Below are 14560 nucleotides of genomic sequence, written 5' to 3'. Positions count from 1 at the left end.
GCCCGGCGGGGTTCCGGGCCCTCACGGCTGCTGCCTCTTGCGGCGGCCGCTGAGCAGGATGCCGAATCCGGCGCCGACGGCGAGGCCGATCAGCACGAAGGCCCAGATGGGGATGGTGGCGCCGGAGTCCTTCTGCTCGGCGGCTTCGTCCTCGGGCATCTTGGCGGGCTTCGGGCCGGTGCGGTTGAGACGGGAGAGCAGGTCGGTGCCGCCGAGTTCGGCGGGATCGCCGCCGGTGGCACGGGAGGCCAGCATCAGGGAGCTGATGGCGGCCGGATCCTTCCGTGCCTTGTCCCACTTGTCGAGGTTGTCGGCCAGCCAGGACAGTGAGGTGGCGGCGGCGTCCCGGTGTCCGCCCGCGGCCAGCGCGACGACGGCGTCCGCGGTGTTCGCGTAGTCGGGCTGTTCGTCCGAGGAGCCCGGGGCCACCGAGGTGAAGTGACCGCCGTTCTTCTTCAGCGTCGCCGCCAGGTGGGCGGCACCCGCGCCCGCGGCCGCCTTGCGGCCGCCCGGGACGCCCTCTCCGCTCTCCTGGTCCGCGCTCGAAGCGCACTTCAGCGGTGTGACCGGGGTGTTCTTGGCGTTCTCGGCCGGCGGCTCGGGCAGCGCGCCCTCGCCCAGCGCGGCCAGGACGGCGGCCGCCGTGGCGTCGTTGTTCGGCGCGAGCCTGCCCTTCTTGTCCGGCTTGTAGGTGAACGCGCCCTGGGCGCCCGGGGCGTCCTCGATTCCCTTCGAGCCGCAGGTGAGCTGGAAGGACAGCAGTGCGTCGTACGGCGAGCCGCCGCCCTCGGCCGTGGTCTTGGCGGGGTTCCGGCCCGTGGCGTGCAGCGCGCCGATGACCAGCGAGGTGGAATTGGCGTCCGAGTCGGCCTGCGGCGCGAAGCCCCAGCCGCCGTCCTTGTTCTGGACGGAGACCAGCCACTCCAGCCCCTCGCGCACCGCGTCGCTCCGGCCGCCCACGGCGGCGAGCGCCTGGACGGCCAGCGCGGTCGCGTTGACGTCCGCCGGAGTGTCGTCCGGATCGCACTTCTTGCCGGGTTCGGCGCGGTACGCGGCGAACGAGCCGTCGGCGCACTGCTGGCCGGTGAGCCAGTCCACGGCCTTCCGCGCGGGGACGGCCTCCGCGCCGTCCAGCGCGAGCAGCGCCATCGACTGCCGCCACACTCCGTTGTACTTGGGATCTGCCGTTCCGTAGAGCCCGTCCGGCAGCTCGGACGCCGTGGCCCGGGCCGGGGAAGCCGCGACGGACCTGGCCGGTGCGGCGGCGGATGCCACGGGTGCGGCGGCCGCGCTCAGCACGGTGGCGGCGGCGAGGACCGTGGCGCGGCGGCGGCGCGGTGACATTGCGGATGCCTTTCGATGACGGGAGCGGACCGCAGCCGGGCACGGCCGCCCCGCCGGGCGGGCCCGCGACTGCGCGGCCCGCACCACGGTGCACCGGGCTCGGCTCCGTATACCTCGACGGGCCGGTGGCCTGGGCGGCCACAGGAGCCCGCCTCCGCACGGGCGCTCCGGCTCGCGGCCGGCCGTGCCGCGCGGCGGACGCCGGCCGGATCGCGGGAGGCGATCTGTGTCGGACGTACGCGACGGCGTGGCGGACCGCTCACGGTTGCGGGTCAGCGCCGGATTCGCACCGGCTTCCCCCGGGCGGAGGCGTTGTCTGGCTGTCGGCCACTGTAGCCGGGTGGCCCGCGCGGCTGTCGGGTCGGCCCGGTCCGCAGGTGTGCGACCGGGGCGGGCGGCCCGGTCACGGGGGCGCGCGTCCGTGACCGCGTAGGGGTGTTCCGCGTACCGGCGTCTCCGTCACGGCGTCCGCGAGCGGCTCCGCAGCCGGGCGGCTCCTCTCCCGGCTGCGGAGGACTCGGGGCGCGGGGCACCGCCGGCCGCGGCGCGGCCCGGCCGCGCGGGCCCGGTCGTCAGCCGGCGGTCCCGCTGCCCAGCGCCAGCGCGGCGAACGTCGCGAGCCAGTGGTCCGTGGTGAAGTCGCCGGACACGGCCGCCGGGAGGCCCGCGGCCAGGTTGGCCTCGGCGGCAGCGGTGAGTGCGGCCGTCCGCGGATCGCCGGACGGGAGGGCGGCGGCGATGCCGCGCAGTGCCGCGGCCCGGCTGAGGCAGAGCCCGAGCAGATGCCCGAGCTGCGGGTCGGCGGCGTCCGGCACGTGCGGCGGGGGCAGGAACTCCGGCCCGGTGGCGTGGTCCAGTTCGGGCAGGAAGCGCCCCAGCCACTCGGCGAATTCGTGCCGCGGCAGCACGCGTCGCACCGCGTCCGCCTCGCAGAGCAGCGGGGAGAGGAAGTCCTGCCCGGACGGTTCCCAGCGGGTGGCGGCCCCGTGGTCGGGGAGATACCACGCGCGGATCTTCGCCTCGACGGGCGCCAGCAGCTGCGGCTGTCCGGCGCGTGCGGCGCTGTCCAGCAGCAGGCCCAGTGCGAAGGCGCTGTTGGTGTGGGTGCCGTGCCGTACCGGCCGGGTCGCCTTCGGCAGCCACTCCAGGACCAGGTCGGCGACGGTCTCCGCGGCGGGGGCCAGCGCCGCCCGCCACCGCCGCCGCGCCGCCGGAGCACCGCTCTCGCCCGGGGTGCCGCTCCCGCCCGGAGCACCGCTCTCGTCCGGGAGCGCCGTTCCGCCGTCGGCCGGGTGCTCCGGAACGTCCGCGGCGCTCTCACTGGTGAGCGCCAGCAGCCAGGCCCAGCCGTAGGGCCGCTCGAAGGAGGGGTGGGCGCGCAGGTAGGCCGTCTCCACCGCGAGCGCTTCGGGGTTCAGATGGGCGTCCAGCGCGCGCACCACCGCCGTGCGTCGCCTCTGGTCCCCGCTCCGCCACGGTGTGCGCAGCAGGCGCAGCAGCAGCCAGTGCATATGGACCGAGGAGTGCCAGTCGTAGGCGCCGTAGAAGGCGGGGTGGAGCAGCCGGGGCGGGACGAGTTCCTCGGGCCCGGCGTACAGGTGTGCGGGTGCGTTCGGGTACTCGCGGGTGATGTTGGCCAGGGCCACCTCGGCGAACGCCGCCGCGTGGTCGGGCAGGGCCGGGTCCGCCGCCGCGTCCGGTGCCGTGCTCAATGTGTGGCCCCTCCCGGTTCGCGCAGGTCGGTGGTGGTGCGGGCGGCCGCCTGGAGCAGCGCGGCCAGCCCGGTGACGGCGTCGGGCACGGAGAGCGAGGGCGGGGCCGGGTGGCGGCCCGCCACCTGCTGCGGGGAGAACGGCAGGTGCACGAAGCCGCCCCGCACGTCGGGGCGTTCGGTCGCGAGCAGGTGTGCGAGGCCGTAGAAGACGTGGTTGCAGACGAAGGTCCCGGCGGTCTGGGAGACCGATGCGGGAATCCCGGCGGCCCGCGCCGCGGCCACGCACGCCTTGATCGGCAGGGTGCTGAAGTATCCGGCCGGGCCGCCGGGCACGACTGGTTCGTCCACGGGCTGCCGGCCGGCATTGTCGGGGATGCGCGCGTCGTCCACGTTCACGGCGACGCGTTCGACGGTGAGGTCGGTGCGCCCGCCGGCCTGGCCGAGGCAGAGCACCAGTTCCAGGCCGGGCCCCGCGGAGTCCACCGCGGTGCGCAGTTCCTCCAGCGCGGTGCCGAAGACGCAGCTCAGTTCGGTGGCCGTGACGTCGAGTCCGTCCGGCGGTTCGGCGGCCAGCAGTCGGGCCGCCTGCCAGGAGGGGTTGACCTCCGCGCCGTCGAACGGCGCGAATCCGGTGACCAGGACCCTGGTGGAAGTGGTGGATGACATGTGCTCAGCTCCGCCCGGCGCCTAGAACGCGAAGAGATAGATGATCAGGATGTTGCAGGCCAGCATCGCTCCGGCGGTCGGCACCTGGGCCTTGATCGGCCCGTACTGGTCCTTGAGTTCGAGGAGCGCGGCCGGGACGAGGTTGAAGTTGGCCGCCATCGGGGTGCACAGCGTGCCGCAGAACCCGGCGAGCATGCCGACGGCGAGCACGGCGGCGGGGTTGCCGTCCATCTGCTCGATCAGCACCGGCCAGCCGACGGCGGCGGTCATGACGGGGAAGGCCGCGAAGGCGTTGCCCATGATCATGGTGAAGACGGCCATGCCCACGCAGTACAGCGCGACGGCGGCCAGCTTCTGCCCGTCCGGCAGCACCGATTCGGTGACCTTGCCGACTTGGTCGCCGACGCCCGCGGCCTGGAATATCGCGCCCAGCACGGCGAGCAGCTGCGGCAGCAGCAGGGCCCAGCCCATCGACTCGAGCAGTCCGCGTCCGGCGTGCAGCGGCACGCTCGGGCGGCGTTCGCGCAGCACCCACATGCCCACGCCGAGTGCCAGGACGGCGCCCAGGCCGAGCCCCAGGATGGTCTCGCTGCCCTCTTCCAGCAGCGGGGTGCCGCCGATCCGCCACTTGTCGGCGAGGACGGCGCACACCATGGCGACCAGCGGAATGGTCAGCGCCGGGATGAACAGCTTGTTGCCGAAGCGGGCGGCCAGCCGGGCGCGTTCGCCCTCGTCGGTGGTGTCGGGCTTGCCCTTGCCGGTGAGGTTGAACCCGCCCAGGCAGATGAGGACGAGGACGGCCACGCCCAGCGGTTCGGCGGGCAGGGACTTCTCGTTGACCCAGGTGCTGTAGAAGAAGCAGGCGCCCAGCAGGCCCCAGAAGGCCGCGGTCCCGTGCCGCTTGGGGTTGGTGCGGTCGAAGACCATCTGCGCCGCCATGGCGAGGAAGACGGCTCCGACGAGCCAGAAGAACCACTCGGACTTGATCACTTGGCAGCCCCGTCTTCCTCGCTGCGGCCGTCCTGCGCGTCCGCCCGCTCGACGGCCAGTTGTGCGTTCGCGGTGACCAGTTCACGCTCCAGCGCGCGGTCCAGCCGTAGCAGCCGCCCGCCGTGGATGAGGAAGGCGCACGCGGCGCTGGGTATCGCCCACAGCGCGAGGTGCAGCGGTTCCAGATGGGTGTCGTAGGTGCTGTTGACCAGGCCGGTGATCAGCAGGATGGAGCCGATGGCCAGGAAGCAGTCCTCGCCGAAGAACAGTCCCACGGTGTCGGTGCCCGCGGAGTGCGAGCGGACCTTCTCGCGGACCTTTTCGGGCAGCGGCCGGCCGCCGTTGCGGCGCTCGGTGGCGGCTTCCGCCATCGGCGCGATCATGGGGCGGACGCTCTGCGCGGGCCCTGCGATGGTCTGCAGGCCGACGGCGGCGGTGAGCTGCCGCAGGAGCAGGTACAGGGTCAGGAAGCGCCCTGTCGTGAGGTTGGTGCCGAGTTTGCCGATGAGCGTGCGGGCTTGCTGCTGGAGGCCGTTGCGCTCCAGCAGGCCGATGACGGGCAGCGTGATGGCGAAGATCGTCACCGAGCGGCTGGACGCGAAGCTCTCGCCGAAGGTCCGAAGGATCTCGACGGGGGAGAGCTTGCCCAGCAGTCCGGTGACGATCCCGGCCACGCCGACGACGAGCAGGGGGTTACGGCGCGTCGCGAAGCCGAGGACCACTACGAGGACGCCGAGGAGAACGATCATCTCGTCCGCCTTCCGTGAGCGAATTCCTCGGGAGGCTAGGGGATTGTTGAACGATCCGACAAGAGTGAGGCGCATCACTTATTCGGAACGTGATCCTCCGGTTGCTGCGCGGCCGGACCCTTCGGTGTGCGGACGGCGGAGGCCGGAAAGCGTGCCGCTGCCCGCGCACCGCGCCTGCGGCCCGGGGGCTCGGGGGTGTCCGCCCGTGCCACGTGCGGGCCCGGCTCGCAGTACGCGGGGTACGCGGGCCGGACCTCAGGCGTCGGCGTCCGCCGCCTCTTCGGGGTAGGCGTCCAGCAGCTGCCGCAGCGAGTCCGCCAGATAGGTGTCCAGCAGCCGCTCGGCGCCCGCCGCGTCACCCGTCTCCAGGGCGCGCACGATCTCCTGGTTGCGGGTCAGATACGGGTCGTGGAAGCGGCGCAGATCGCCCATGATGTGGAAGGCGAGCCGCAGTTCCGCGAGCACGCCGCGCATCATCTCGTCCGTGCGGTCGCTCCCGGCCAGCCCGGCCAGCGCCTGGTGGAAGCGGATGTTCGCGGTGGAGCACTCCTGCCACCGGCCCTCGGCCGCGGCCCGCTCGCCCGCCGAGACGGCCGCCCGCACCTCCGACACGTCGTACGGCGGCGCGCCCAGCCCCCGTACGGCGGCGCACTCGATCAGGTGGCGCACCCGGTAGATGTCCTCGATGTCGGTGTCGCTCAGCACCCGCACGAAGGTGCCCCTGTTCAGCCGGTGCACGAGCAGCCGCTCGTGGGTCAGCAGCCGGAACGCCTCCCGCAGTGTGTTGCGCGAGACGCCCAGCGCGGTGCAGATCCGCTCCTCGGAGAGCCGGATGCCGGGCGGGAAGGCCCCCTGGGCGATCCGCTCGCGCAGGATCGCCGCCACGCGCTCGGCCGTGCTCGTGCGGCCGAGCAGTCCCCGGTCGGCGGCGAGCGCCGACAGGGCGGCGGAGGGGTCGGCGGTCATCGTGGTCTCCCTGGGTGGACGGGCGCCGGCCGGTCCCGGATGCGGCGGGTGACAGGGGTGTCGCGGAGTGCGAGACCGCGAACCTCTTGCCGGATTGTTCAACAATCGCTTACGTTGCTGCCGATGGACCGGAAGATCGACCTTAACGCCGACCTCGGTGAGGGCTTCGGCCGCTGGCAGCTCACCGACGACGAGGCCCTGCTCGCCTCGGTCACCAGTGCCAATGTCGCCTGCGGCTTCCACGCCGGCGACCCCGTCACCATGCGCCGCGTCTGCGAGCTGGCCGCCGAGCGCGGCGTCCGCATCGGCGCCCAGGTCTCCTACCGCGACCTGGCCGGCTTCGGACGCCGGGCGATGGACGTGCCCGCCGCCGAACTGGCCGCCGAGGTCGCCTACCAGATCGGCGCCCTGGAAGTCTTCGCCCGCGCGGCCGGCTCCGCCGTCGCCTACGTCAAACCGCACGGCGCCCTCTACAACCGGGCCGTGCACGACGCGGAGCAGGCCGCCGCCGTCGTCGCGGGGGTCCGGATGTCCGGGGCCGCGACCGGTGCGGGCGGGCCGCTGCCCGTGCTGGGGCTGCCCGGCTCCCGGCTGCTGGCCGCCGCTGAGCGGGCCGGACTGCCCACCGTCGAGGAGGCGTTCGCCGACCGCGCCTACCGGGCCGACGGCACCCTGGTGCCGCGCTCCGAGCCGGACGCGGTGCTGCACGACCCCGAGCAGGTGGTCAAGCGCTCGGTGCGGCTGGCCCGGGACGGGGAGATCACCGCGGCCGACGGCACCGTCCTCGGCACCGCGGCCCGCTCGCTGTGCGTGCACGGCGACACTCCGGCTGCCGCCCGGCTCGCCGAGCGCATCCGGGCGGAACTGGCCACCGCGGGCGTCCAGGTCCGGGCCTTCGCATGACCGCCCAGGCCGACCCCGCCGCGCCCGATCCCCCTGCCGCACCCGGCCTCTCTGCCGCACCATGCCCGGACGCCGTCGCCGACCGGACCACCGAGCCGGCGCCGCCGGTGATCCGTCCGGTGGGCAGTCGCGGCCTGCTGGTGGAACTCGCCACCGCCGAGCAGGCGGAGGCGCTCCACGCCGAGCTGCTGCGCCGCCGCGCCGACGGCAGTCTGCCGCCCGTGGGCGAGATCGTGCCCGGCGCCAGGACCGTGCTGCTCGACGAGTTCGGCAGCGGCGCGCAGGCCCGCCGACTGGCCGCGGAACTCCCCGGCTGGCAGGTGCCGCCGCTCACCGCCGGGAGCGGAGCGGTGCTCGAGATACCCGTCCGCTACGACGGCCCCGACCTCGCCGACGTCGCCGCGCTGTGGGGCGTCGCGCCGGACGAGGCGGCCCGGCGGCACGCGGCCACCGAGTTCCGCGTCGCGTTCTGCGGGTTCGCGCCGGGCTTCGGCTATCTGACCGGGCTGCCCGAGCCGTACCACGTACCCCGCCGGGCCACCCCGCGTACCCGGGTGCCGGTCGGTGCCGTGGGGCTCGCCGGTGCCTACACCGGTGTCTACCCGCGTTCCTCACCCGGCGGCTGGCAGCTGATCGGAACCGCGCCGGAGACCGTGCTGTGGGACACGGCCCGCACCCCGGCGGCGCTGCTGGCCCCCGGCACCCGCGTGCGCTTCGTCCCCCTCGACGGAGACCGGCCCTCGCTCGACGGAGACCGGCCCTCGGACACGGGCGGCCCTGCGGACCGGGAGGAGCGGCCATGACCCCTGACGGCGGACTGGAGACCGTGCGGGCCGGAGCCCTCACCACCGTCCAGGACCTGGGCCGCCCCGGGTACGCGCACCTGGGGGTGCCCCGCTCGGGGGCGCTCGACCAGACCGCGCACCGGCTCGCCAACCTGCTGGTCGGCAACCCGGAGAGTGCCGCGACGCTGGAGACCACCCTCACCGGCTGCGCGGTGCGGGTGCTGGCCCCCACCACGGCCGTGGTCACCGGGGCGCCCTGCCCGGTGGCGGTCGACGGGCGGCCGGCGCCCTGGGGGCAGCCGGTGCGCCTGCGGGCCGGTGCGGTGCTGGAGGCGGGCGCCGCCACCCACGGAGTGCGCTCCTACCTGGGCTTCGCCGGGGGCGTCGGGGCCGACCGGGTGCTCGGCAGCCGCGCCACCGACCTGCTCTCCGGGCTCGGTCCTGCCCCGCTGCGCGACGGTGCGGTTCTTCCGCTGGGCCCGCCGTCTCCGGCGGGGGCCGGTGCCGTTCCGGACGCGGCGCCCTGGCGGACACCGGGACCCGAACTGGTACTGCCCGTCGGCTACGGGCCGCGGGACGACTGGTTCACCGCCGAGGGACTGCGCACGCTGGTCACCGGCACCTACCGGGTGTCGGCGGCCAGCAACCGGATCGGCCTGCGGACCGAGGGCCCGGCCCTCGCCCGCCGCAGGGAGGGGGAGTTGGCCAGCGAGGGCATGCCGCTGGGCGCGATCCAGGTGCCGCCGGAGGGACGGCCCGTGCTCTTCCTCGCCGACCATCCCACGACCGGCGGCTATCCGGTCATCGGCGTCGTCCCGGCGGCGGCGCTCAGCGCCGCGGCGCAGGCCGCGCCCGGTACGGCCGTCCGCTTCACGCCGGTGCGTTCCGGATCGGTCCACGGGTCCGCCGGGGTCCCGCCACCCCGCTGACGTAGGGAGTGTCGTCAACGGAGCGTCATCCGCCCGGAGGGCGGGGCCGGGCGGACGGGGCTTTGACGACACGACCAAGGGGCGGCGAGTGCCGGCCGGCCCCGGGGGGAACTGCGGGGCCGGTCAGTCCCGGGGGGCGGTCACCTCGATCAGTTGGCACACCGTCTCGATGTCGATCTTCACCTGCGCGATGGAGGCCCGGCCGGAGAGCCAGGTGATGAGCGCCGAGTGCCAGGTGTGCTCGATCACCCGCACCGCCGAGAGCTGCTCGGGGGTGGGCGGGTCCGGCAGGCCCATCGCGTCCAGGATGATCGCCGTGGTCAGCCGCGAGACCGTGTCCACCTCCGGACTGACCGAACGGTCCGCGAAGTTGAGGGCCCGCACCATGGCGTCCGCCAGTTGGGGCTCCCGCTGCAGGGCGCGGAAGGCGCGCATCAGGGTCGCGGCCACCCGGGCCGCCGGCCCGGTGTCCTCCGGCGGGTGCTCGTGCAGGGTCGCGTGCATGTGCTGCAACTGGTCCTGCATGGTGGCGACCAGCAGATGCACCTTGGAGGGGAAGTAGCGGTAGAGGGTGCCGAGCGCCACGTTCGAGGACTCCGCGACCTCCCGCATCTGCACCGCGTCGAATCCGCCGCGGCGGGCGAGCCGGGCGCTCGCGTGCAGGATGCGGCGGCGGCGTGCCTCCTGGCGCTCGGTCAGCGGCGCGGCGGGGGACGGGTCCGGCAGGGCGCCGGCCCCGCTCCGGGGCTTGTCTCTGGGCTGCGGCGGTGTCGGCATCGCGTCGTGGGTCCCGTTTCCGTGGCGTTCAAAAGCCCTGTGGGGAGCCGTGCATTCTTGCAGGCGCCGCCGAGGTGGCGCGAATCACCTGCCGCGGCGGCTCGCCCGAAGTGACTGGCCGGTAAATTCTTGAGTCCGGGCACGGGTCCGCGGTGTACGCGCATGGGATCCGGGCCCTCCGAAAGTGAATCCTGAAACTTGTTCTAGGTTAGCGCGAGCGGCTACGCTCCGGCGGAACGCAGTGACGAAGGGGGCCGCGAGTGAGCGCAGAGGCCGTAACCGACCGCCCGCTGCGCATCGCGCTGCTGACGTACAAGGGCAACCCCTTCTGCGGCGGCCAGGGTGTCTACGTACGCCATCTGTCCCGGGAACTCGCCCGGCTCGGCCACAGCGTCGAGGTCATCGGCGCGCAGCCCTACCCGGTGCTCGACGACCCCGACCGGCCCGAACCCCCGCCCGGCGCCCCGCCCGGCGACGAGCGGCCCGCGCCCGCGCCCGGCCGGCTGACTCTCACCGAGCTGCCCAGCCTCGACCTGTACCGCCAGCCCGATCCCTTCCGCACCCCGCGCCGGGGCGAGTACCGCGACTGGGTGGACCTGCTGGAGGTCGCCACGATGTGGACCGGGGGCTTCCCCGAGCCGCTCACCTTCTCGCTCCGTGCCCGCCGCCACCTGGCCGCGCGGCACGGCGAGTTCGACGTCGTCCACGACAACCAGACGCTCGGCTACGGCCTGCTCGGCGGCCCCCGCGCGCTGGGCGCACCGCTGGTGACCACCATCCACCATCCGATCACCGTCGACCGCCGGCTGGAGCTGGAAGCGGCCACCGGCTGGCGGCAGCACGCCTCGGTGCGCCGCTGGTACGGCTTCACCCGCATGCAGCGCCGCGTCGCCCGCAGACTGCCCTCGGTCGTCACCGTCTCCGGCTCCTCCCGGCAGGAGATCGCCGACGATCTCGGAGTGGCACACGAGCGCATCGACGTGGTGCCCATCGGCGCCGACACCCGGCTGTTCGCCCCCGACCCGGCGGTGCCCCAGGTGCCGGGCCGGATCGTCACCACCTCCAGCGCCGACGTTCCGCTCAAGGGCCTGGTGTTCCTGATCGAGGCGCTGGCCAAGGCGCGCGTGCAGCGTCCGGAGGCCCATCTGGTCGTCGTCGGCAAACGCCCCGAGGAGGGGCCGGTCGCCGACGCGATCGCCGCCCACGGGCTCGCCGGGGCCGTCGAGTTCGTCAAGGGCATCAGCGACGCCGAACTGGCCGGGCTCGTCCGCTCGGCGCAGGTCGCCTGTGTGCCCTCGCTCTACGAGGGTTTCTCGCTGCCCGCGGCCGAGGCCATGGCGACCGGCACCCCGCTGCTGGCCACCACCGGTGGGGCGATCCCGGAGGTCGCCGGGCGGGACGGCGAGACCTGCCTGGCGGTGCCGCCCGGGGACGCCGGGGCGCTGGCGGACGGATTGGTGCGGCTGCTGGGCGACCCGGAACTGCGGGCCCGGCTCGGCGCGGCCGGGCGGGAGCGTGTGCTGGAGAAGTTCACCTGGCGGAAGGCGGCGCTGCGCACGGTGGAGTGCTATCGCGCGGCCATGGGGGAGCCTGCCCGCCGGACCCGGCCACCCGCGGTACGACGGCCCGCGGAGGCGCCCGCCGCCCTCGCCCAGAGCCGGTGAGCGGACAGCCGTACCCGGACCCCGCAGCCCCGCCCCCTGCTCGCCGCCCCCTGCTCCCGCCCCCAGACGCTGATGTGGAAGGCTGATCCCCCGTGCTGACCGTGGACTTCTCCCGATTCCCGCTCGCCCCCGGCGATCGCGTGCTCGACCTGGGCTGCGGGGCGGGGCGGCACGCCTTCGAGTGCTACCGGCGCGGCGCCCGCGTGGTCGCGCTCGACCGCAACGCGGAGGAGATCCGCGAAGTCGCCACCTGGTTCACGGCGATGGCCGAGGCCGGTGAGGCGCCCGAGGGCGCGACGGCGACCGCGATGGAGGGCGACGCGCTCGCGCTGCCCTTCCCCGACGACAGCTTCGACGTCGTCATCATCTCCGAGGTCATGGAGCACATCCCGGACGACAAGGCCGTCCTGGCCGAGATGGTGCGGGTGCTCAGGCCCGGCGGCCGGCTCGCCGTCACGGTGCCGCGCTACGGCCCGGAGAAGGTGTGCTGGGCGCTGAGCGACGCCTACCACGAGGTCGAGGGCGGGCACATCCGCATCTACCGCGCCACCGAACTCCTGGCCCGGCTGCGGGAGGCCGGGCTGCGTCCCTACGGCACCCACCACGCGCACGGACTGCACGCGCCGTACTGGTGGCTCAAGTGCGCGTTCGGCGTCGACCGCGACGGGGACCGGGCGGCCCTGCCGGTGCGCGCCTACCACAAGCTGCTCGTGTGGGACATCATGAAGCGCCCGCTGGCCACCCGCGTCGCCGAGCGCGCCCTCGACCCGCTGATCGGCAAGAGCTTCGTCGCCTACGCCACCAAGCCCCATCTGCCGTATCTGCCTGGGACCGGCGGGCCCACGGACGCGGCCGCCGGCCGGCAGGCGTCGGACGAGTCCGCAGCGGCGGCCAAGTGACCAGCCCGGAGCGGACCGAGCGGCTGGTGCTGCCCGGCGTGCTGACCGCCGAGCAGGCCCGCACGACCGTCGAGGGCATCCTGGCCGGACAGCGCGCGGACGGCGCCCTGCCCTGGTTCCGCGGCCACCATCTCGACCCGTGGGACCACGTCGAGGCCGCGATGGCGCTGGACGCCGCCGGAGAGCACGAGCGCGCCGCGGCCGCCTACGACTGGCTGGCCGCCCACCAGCTGTCGGACGGCTCCTGGTACGCGGCCTACGCCGACGGGGACGCGGCCCGCCCCACCGACCGCACGCGGGAGACCAACTTCTGCGCGTACCCGGCCGTCGGCGTGTGGCACCACTACCTGTCCACCGGCGACGACGCCTTCGTCGACCGGATGTGGCCCATGGTGGTGGCCGCCGTGGAGTTCGTGCTGCGCCTCCAGCAGCCGGGCGGCCAGATCGGCTGGAAGCGCGACGCGGACGGCACCGCCGCCGCCGAGGCGCTGCTGACCGGTTCCTCCTCGGTCTACCAGGCTCTGCGGTGTGCGCTGGCGCTGGCCGAACGGCGCGAGGAGCCGCAGCCGGACTGGGAGCTGGCCGCCGGGTGGCTCGGGCACGCCGTCCGCCGCCACCCGGAGCGGTTCCTGGACAAGAGCCGCTACTCGATGGACTGGTACTACCCGGTGCTCGGCGGGGCGCTGCGCGGGCCCGCGGCCAAGGAGCGCATCGAGGAGGGCTGGGACCGCTTCGTCGTGCCCGGTCTGGGCGTGCGCTGCGTGGTCCCCAACCCGTGGGTGACCGGCGGGGAGAGCGCGGAGCTGGCCCTGGCGCTGTGGGCGACGGGCGAGTCGGACCACGCGCTGGACATCCTGCGCTGGATGCAGCACCTGCGGGCCGAGGACGGCATGTACTGGACGGGGTACGTCTTCGACGACGAGGCGGTCTGGCCCGAGGAGCGGACGACCTGGACGGCGGGTGCGGTGCTGCTGGCGGTGGCCGCGCTCGGCGGGGACGACGCGACGGTGCAGGTCTTCCGTGGCGACGAACTGCCGACGGGGCTGGAACCGGACTGCTGCTGACCGCGGCCGGGCCGGGGCACGGTCCGGCCCGGCGGATGCGCCCCCGGCGGCCGTTCCGGTCCACCCGGTCGCCGGGGATTCCGGCCGCGCGCCGTCTTTCCGGCCGTCCGCCGCCGTTCGGTCCTCGCGGTTTCTCAGTCGGCTGCGGCCGGCAGCGCTGCGGGGTCCGCCGCGGCACCGGCGAGCCGGCCGAGGATGGCCCGGCGCGCCCGGCGGTAGGGAACGACCCCGGCGGGCTGTTCCTCGTCGTGCAGCAGCGAATCGGCGTTGGCGGCCTCCAGCAGCGCCATGATCTCGAAGGCGAGCTGCGGAATGTCCGTGTCCCGGGCCAGCTCCCCGCTGTCCAGGGCCTCTTCCAGGGTGCGGGTGACGAACGCGGACCAGGCGGTGCGGGCCTGCACGACGCTGTCGTGGACCCGGCCCCGGCGCGCGTCGAACTCGGCGGCGACGGAGAAGAAGAAGCAGCCGCCGGGGAACACCCGCTCCTCGGAGTAGGCGAGCCAGCGGTCGCACAGCCGGACGATCCTGGCGAGCCCGGCGGGTGCCTCCAGCGCGGGTCGCACGACGTGCTCGGTGAAGATGGTGCGCGCGGCCTCCACGGTCGCGAGCTGGAGTTCCTCCTTGGAGCCGAACTGGGTGAAGACCCCGCTCTTGCTCAGCTCCAGCTCCTTCCCGAGCCGCCCCAGCGAGAGCCCCTCCAGTCCCTCCACGGAGGCGATCCGCGCGGCGCGGTCCAGGATCAGCCGCCGGGTCTGGTTGCCGCGTTCGACGCGTCCGTCGAGCCGTGTCGCCGCCACGCTCCTCCGCCTTCCGTCCGCGCTGCCGCCGGTGTGCCGCAGCGCCGTCCGTGCCGTTCCTTGCCGTTGCAGGCCGTTCCGTGCCGGTGCAGCACCCTACTCGGTGGACGACCGTTCGGTCACTGTGCGGGGTGAGAGCACCCAGCGCGCTCGCGGGATCCGTGCGGAGAACCCTGGCAGGCTTTGCCGGGTGGCATCCCTCGGCGTGGCCTTCGGCATCGCGAGCGCCACTTCCTCGACCTGGGCGTCGGTGATCTCCGGGGCCCCTCGGGACGGGCTCCTCGGTCACCGGCTCGGCCACCGGCCGTCCCCT

Annotated in this window: 14 protein-coding genes and 1 riboswitch; of the genes, 6 read left to right on the top strand and 8 right to left on the bottom strand. The window is 74.5% G+C overall.

Features of this window, described 5'->3' with window-relative positions:
* Nucleotides 1–21: 21 nt before the first annotated feature.
* The 6 genes from ACFYMO_RS20720 to ACFYMO_RS20695 all read right to left on the bottom strand — a co-directional run bounded on the left by ACFYMO_RS20720 (nt 22) and on the right by ACFYMO_RS20695 (nt 6429).
* The gene (locus ACFYMO_RS20720) at nt 22–1344 is read right to left on the bottom strand and encodes a prenyltransferase/squalene oxidase repeat-containing protein (protein WP_388547933.1); all 1323 of its coding nucleotides are present in this window, start codon (nt 1342–1344) and stop codon (nt 22–24) included.
* Nucleotides 1345–1547: 203 nt separating this feature from the next.
* A riboswitch (cobalamin riboswitch) is annotated at nt 1548–1643 on the bottom strand.
* Nucleotides 1644–1916: 273 nt separating this feature from the next.
* Nucleotides 1917–3056, bottom strand: coding sequence for a DUF2891 family protein (locus ACFYMO_RS20715; RefSeq protein WP_366770677.1), 1140 nt, complete (start codon nt 3054–3056; stop codon nt 1917–1919).
* A complete protein-coding gene (gene pcp, locus ACFYMO_RS20710; RefSeq protein WP_366770676.1) occupies nt 3053–3724 on the bottom strand; it encodes a pyroglutamyl-peptidase I in 672 nt (223 codons plus the stop codon). The genes ACFYMO_RS20715 and pcp overlap by 4 nt, the downstream gene beginning before the upstream one ends.
* A gap of 21 nt (nt 3725–3745) precedes the next feature.
* Nucleotides 3746–4714 (bottom strand): DUF979 domain-containing protein, encoded by a 969-nt coding sequence (locus ACFYMO_RS20705; protein WP_019357825.1) that lies wholly within the window; start codon nt 4712–4714, stop codon nt 3746–3748.
* Nucleotides 4711–5463: a DUF969 domain-containing protein gene (locus tag ACFYMO_RS20700; protein ID WP_366770675.1), complete on the bottom strand. Its 753-nt coding sequence runs from the start codon at nt 5461–5463 to the stop codon at nt 4711–4713. Before ACFYMO_RS20700 ends, ACFYMO_RS20705 begins: the two co-directional genes overlap by 4 nt.
* A 255-nt stretch (nt 5464–5718) precedes the next feature.
* Nucleotides 5719–6429 (bottom strand): GntR family transcriptional regulator, encoded by a 711-nt coding sequence (locus ACFYMO_RS20695; protein WP_366770674.1) that lies wholly within the window; start codon nt 6427–6429, stop codon nt 5719–5721.
* Nucleotides 6430–6552: 123 nt separating this feature from the next.
* Between ACFYMO_RS20695 and ACFYMO_RS20690 the strand changes: the two genes are divergently transcribed.
* The 3 genes from ACFYMO_RS20690 to ACFYMO_RS20680 are packed head-to-tail and all read left to right on the top strand — an operon-like array spanning nt 6553 to nt 9046.
* Nucleotides 6553–7332 carry a 5-oxoprolinase subunit PxpA gene (locus tag ACFYMO_RS20690; protein ID WP_366770673.1) on the top strand — a complete coding sequence of 260 codons (780 nt, stop codon included), beginning with the start codon at nt 6553–6555 and terminating at the stop codon, nt 7330–7332.
* The gene (locus tag ACFYMO_RS20685) at nt 7329–8135 is read left to right on the top strand and encodes an allophanate hydrolase subunit 1 (protein WP_388547926.1); all 807 of its coding nucleotides are present in this window, start codon (nt 7329–7331) and stop codon (nt 8133–8135) included. The genes ACFYMO_RS20690 and ACFYMO_RS20685 overlap by 4 nt, the downstream gene beginning before the upstream one ends.
* On the top strand, nt 8132–9046 hold the full coding sequence (locus ACFYMO_RS20680; RefSeq protein ID WP_366770671.1) for a biotin-dependent carboxyltransferase family protein: 915 nt from the start codon (nt 8132–8134) through the stop codon (nt 9044–9046). Before ACFYMO_RS20685 ends, ACFYMO_RS20680 begins: the two co-directional genes overlap by 4 nt.
* Before the next feature lie 123 nt (nt 9047–9169).
* Here ACFYMO_RS20680 and ACFYMO_RS20675 read toward each other — a convergent pair whose 3' ends face one another.
* Entirely contained in the window at nt 9170–9823 is a 654-nt protein-coding gene (locus ACFYMO_RS20675; protein ID WP_366770670.1) for a TetR family transcriptional regulator, read from the bottom strand.
* Nucleotides 9824–10083: 260 nt separating this feature from the next.
* On the opposite strand from ACFYMO_RS20675, the gene ACFYMO_RS20670 reads away from it, so the two are divergent.
* The 3 genes from ACFYMO_RS20670 to ACFYMO_RS20660 all read left to right on the top strand — a co-directional run bounded on the left by ACFYMO_RS20670 (nt 10084) and on the right by ACFYMO_RS20660 (nt 13450).
* A complete protein-coding gene (locus ACFYMO_RS20670) occupies nt 10084–11487 on the top strand; it encodes a glycosyltransferase family 4 protein (RefSeq protein ID WP_388547922.1) in 1404 nt (467 codons plus the stop codon).
* 92 nt (nt 11488–11579) lie between these two features.
* Nucleotides 11580–12386: a methyltransferase domain-containing protein gene (locus tag ACFYMO_RS20665; protein ID WP_366770668.1), complete on the top strand. Its 807-nt coding sequence runs from the start codon at nt 11580–11582 to the stop codon at nt 12384–12386.
* Nucleotides 12383–13450: a prenyltransferase gene (locus ACFYMO_RS20660; protein ID WP_388547919.1), complete on the top strand. Its 1068-nt coding sequence runs from the start codon at nt 12383–12385 to the stop codon at nt 13448–13450. Before ACFYMO_RS20665 ends, ACFYMO_RS20660 begins: the two co-directional genes overlap by 4 nt.
* A gap of 134 nt (nt 13451–13584) precedes the next feature.
* Here ACFYMO_RS20660 and ACFYMO_RS20655 read toward each other — a convergent pair whose 3' ends face one another.
* Complete coding sequence (locus tag ACFYMO_RS20655; RefSeq protein WP_388547916.1) at nt 13585–14247, bottom strand: TetR/AcrR family transcriptional regulator; 663 nt, start codon at nt 14245–14247, stop codon at nt 13585–13587.
* Nucleotides 14248–14560 lie beyond the last annotated feature (313 nt).

This window comes from Streptomyces sp. NPDC007025 (genome assembly GCF_042869455.1).
Taxonomy (GTDB): Bacteria; Actinomycetota; Actinomycetes; order Streptomycetales; family Streptomycetaceae; genus Streptomyces.
Note: the sequence above shows the minus strand (reverse complement) of the source record. Positions and strands in the feature narration are given on the sequence as shown.

Coding starts and splice junctions, on each gene's coding strand:
- pcp (WP_366770676.1), bottom strand. CDS start 3,724: ATGTCATCCACCACTTCCACCAGGGTCCTGGTCACCGGATTCGCGCCG.
- ACFYMO_RS20720 (WP_388547933.1), bottom strand. CDS start 1,344: ATGTCACCGCGCCGCCGCCGCGCCACGGTCCTCGCCGCCGCCACCGTG.
- ACFYMO_RS20690 (WP_366770673.1), top strand. CDS start 6,553: ATGGACCGGAAGATCGACCTTAACGCCGACCTCGGTGAGGGCTTCGGC.
- ACFYMO_RS20685 (WP_388547926.1), top strand. CDS start 7,329: ATGACCGCCCAGGCCGACCCCGCCGCGCCCGATCCCCCTGCCGCACCC.
- ACFYMO_RS20680 (WP_366770671.1), top strand. CDS start 8,132: ATGACCCCTGACGGCGGACTGGAGACCGTGCGGGCCGGAGCCCTCACC.
- ACFYMO_RS20675 (WP_366770670.1), bottom strand. CDS start 9,823: ATGCCGACACCGCCGCAGCCCAGAGACAAGCCCCGGAGCGGGGCCGGC.
- ACFYMO_RS20700 (WP_366770675.1), bottom strand. CDS start 5,463: ATGATCGTTCTCCTCGGCGTCCTCGTAGTGGTCCTCGGCTTCGCGACG.
- ACFYMO_RS20695 (WP_366770674.1), bottom strand. CDS start 6,429: ATGACCGCCGACCCCTCCGCCGCCCTGTCGGCGCTCGCCGCCGACCGG.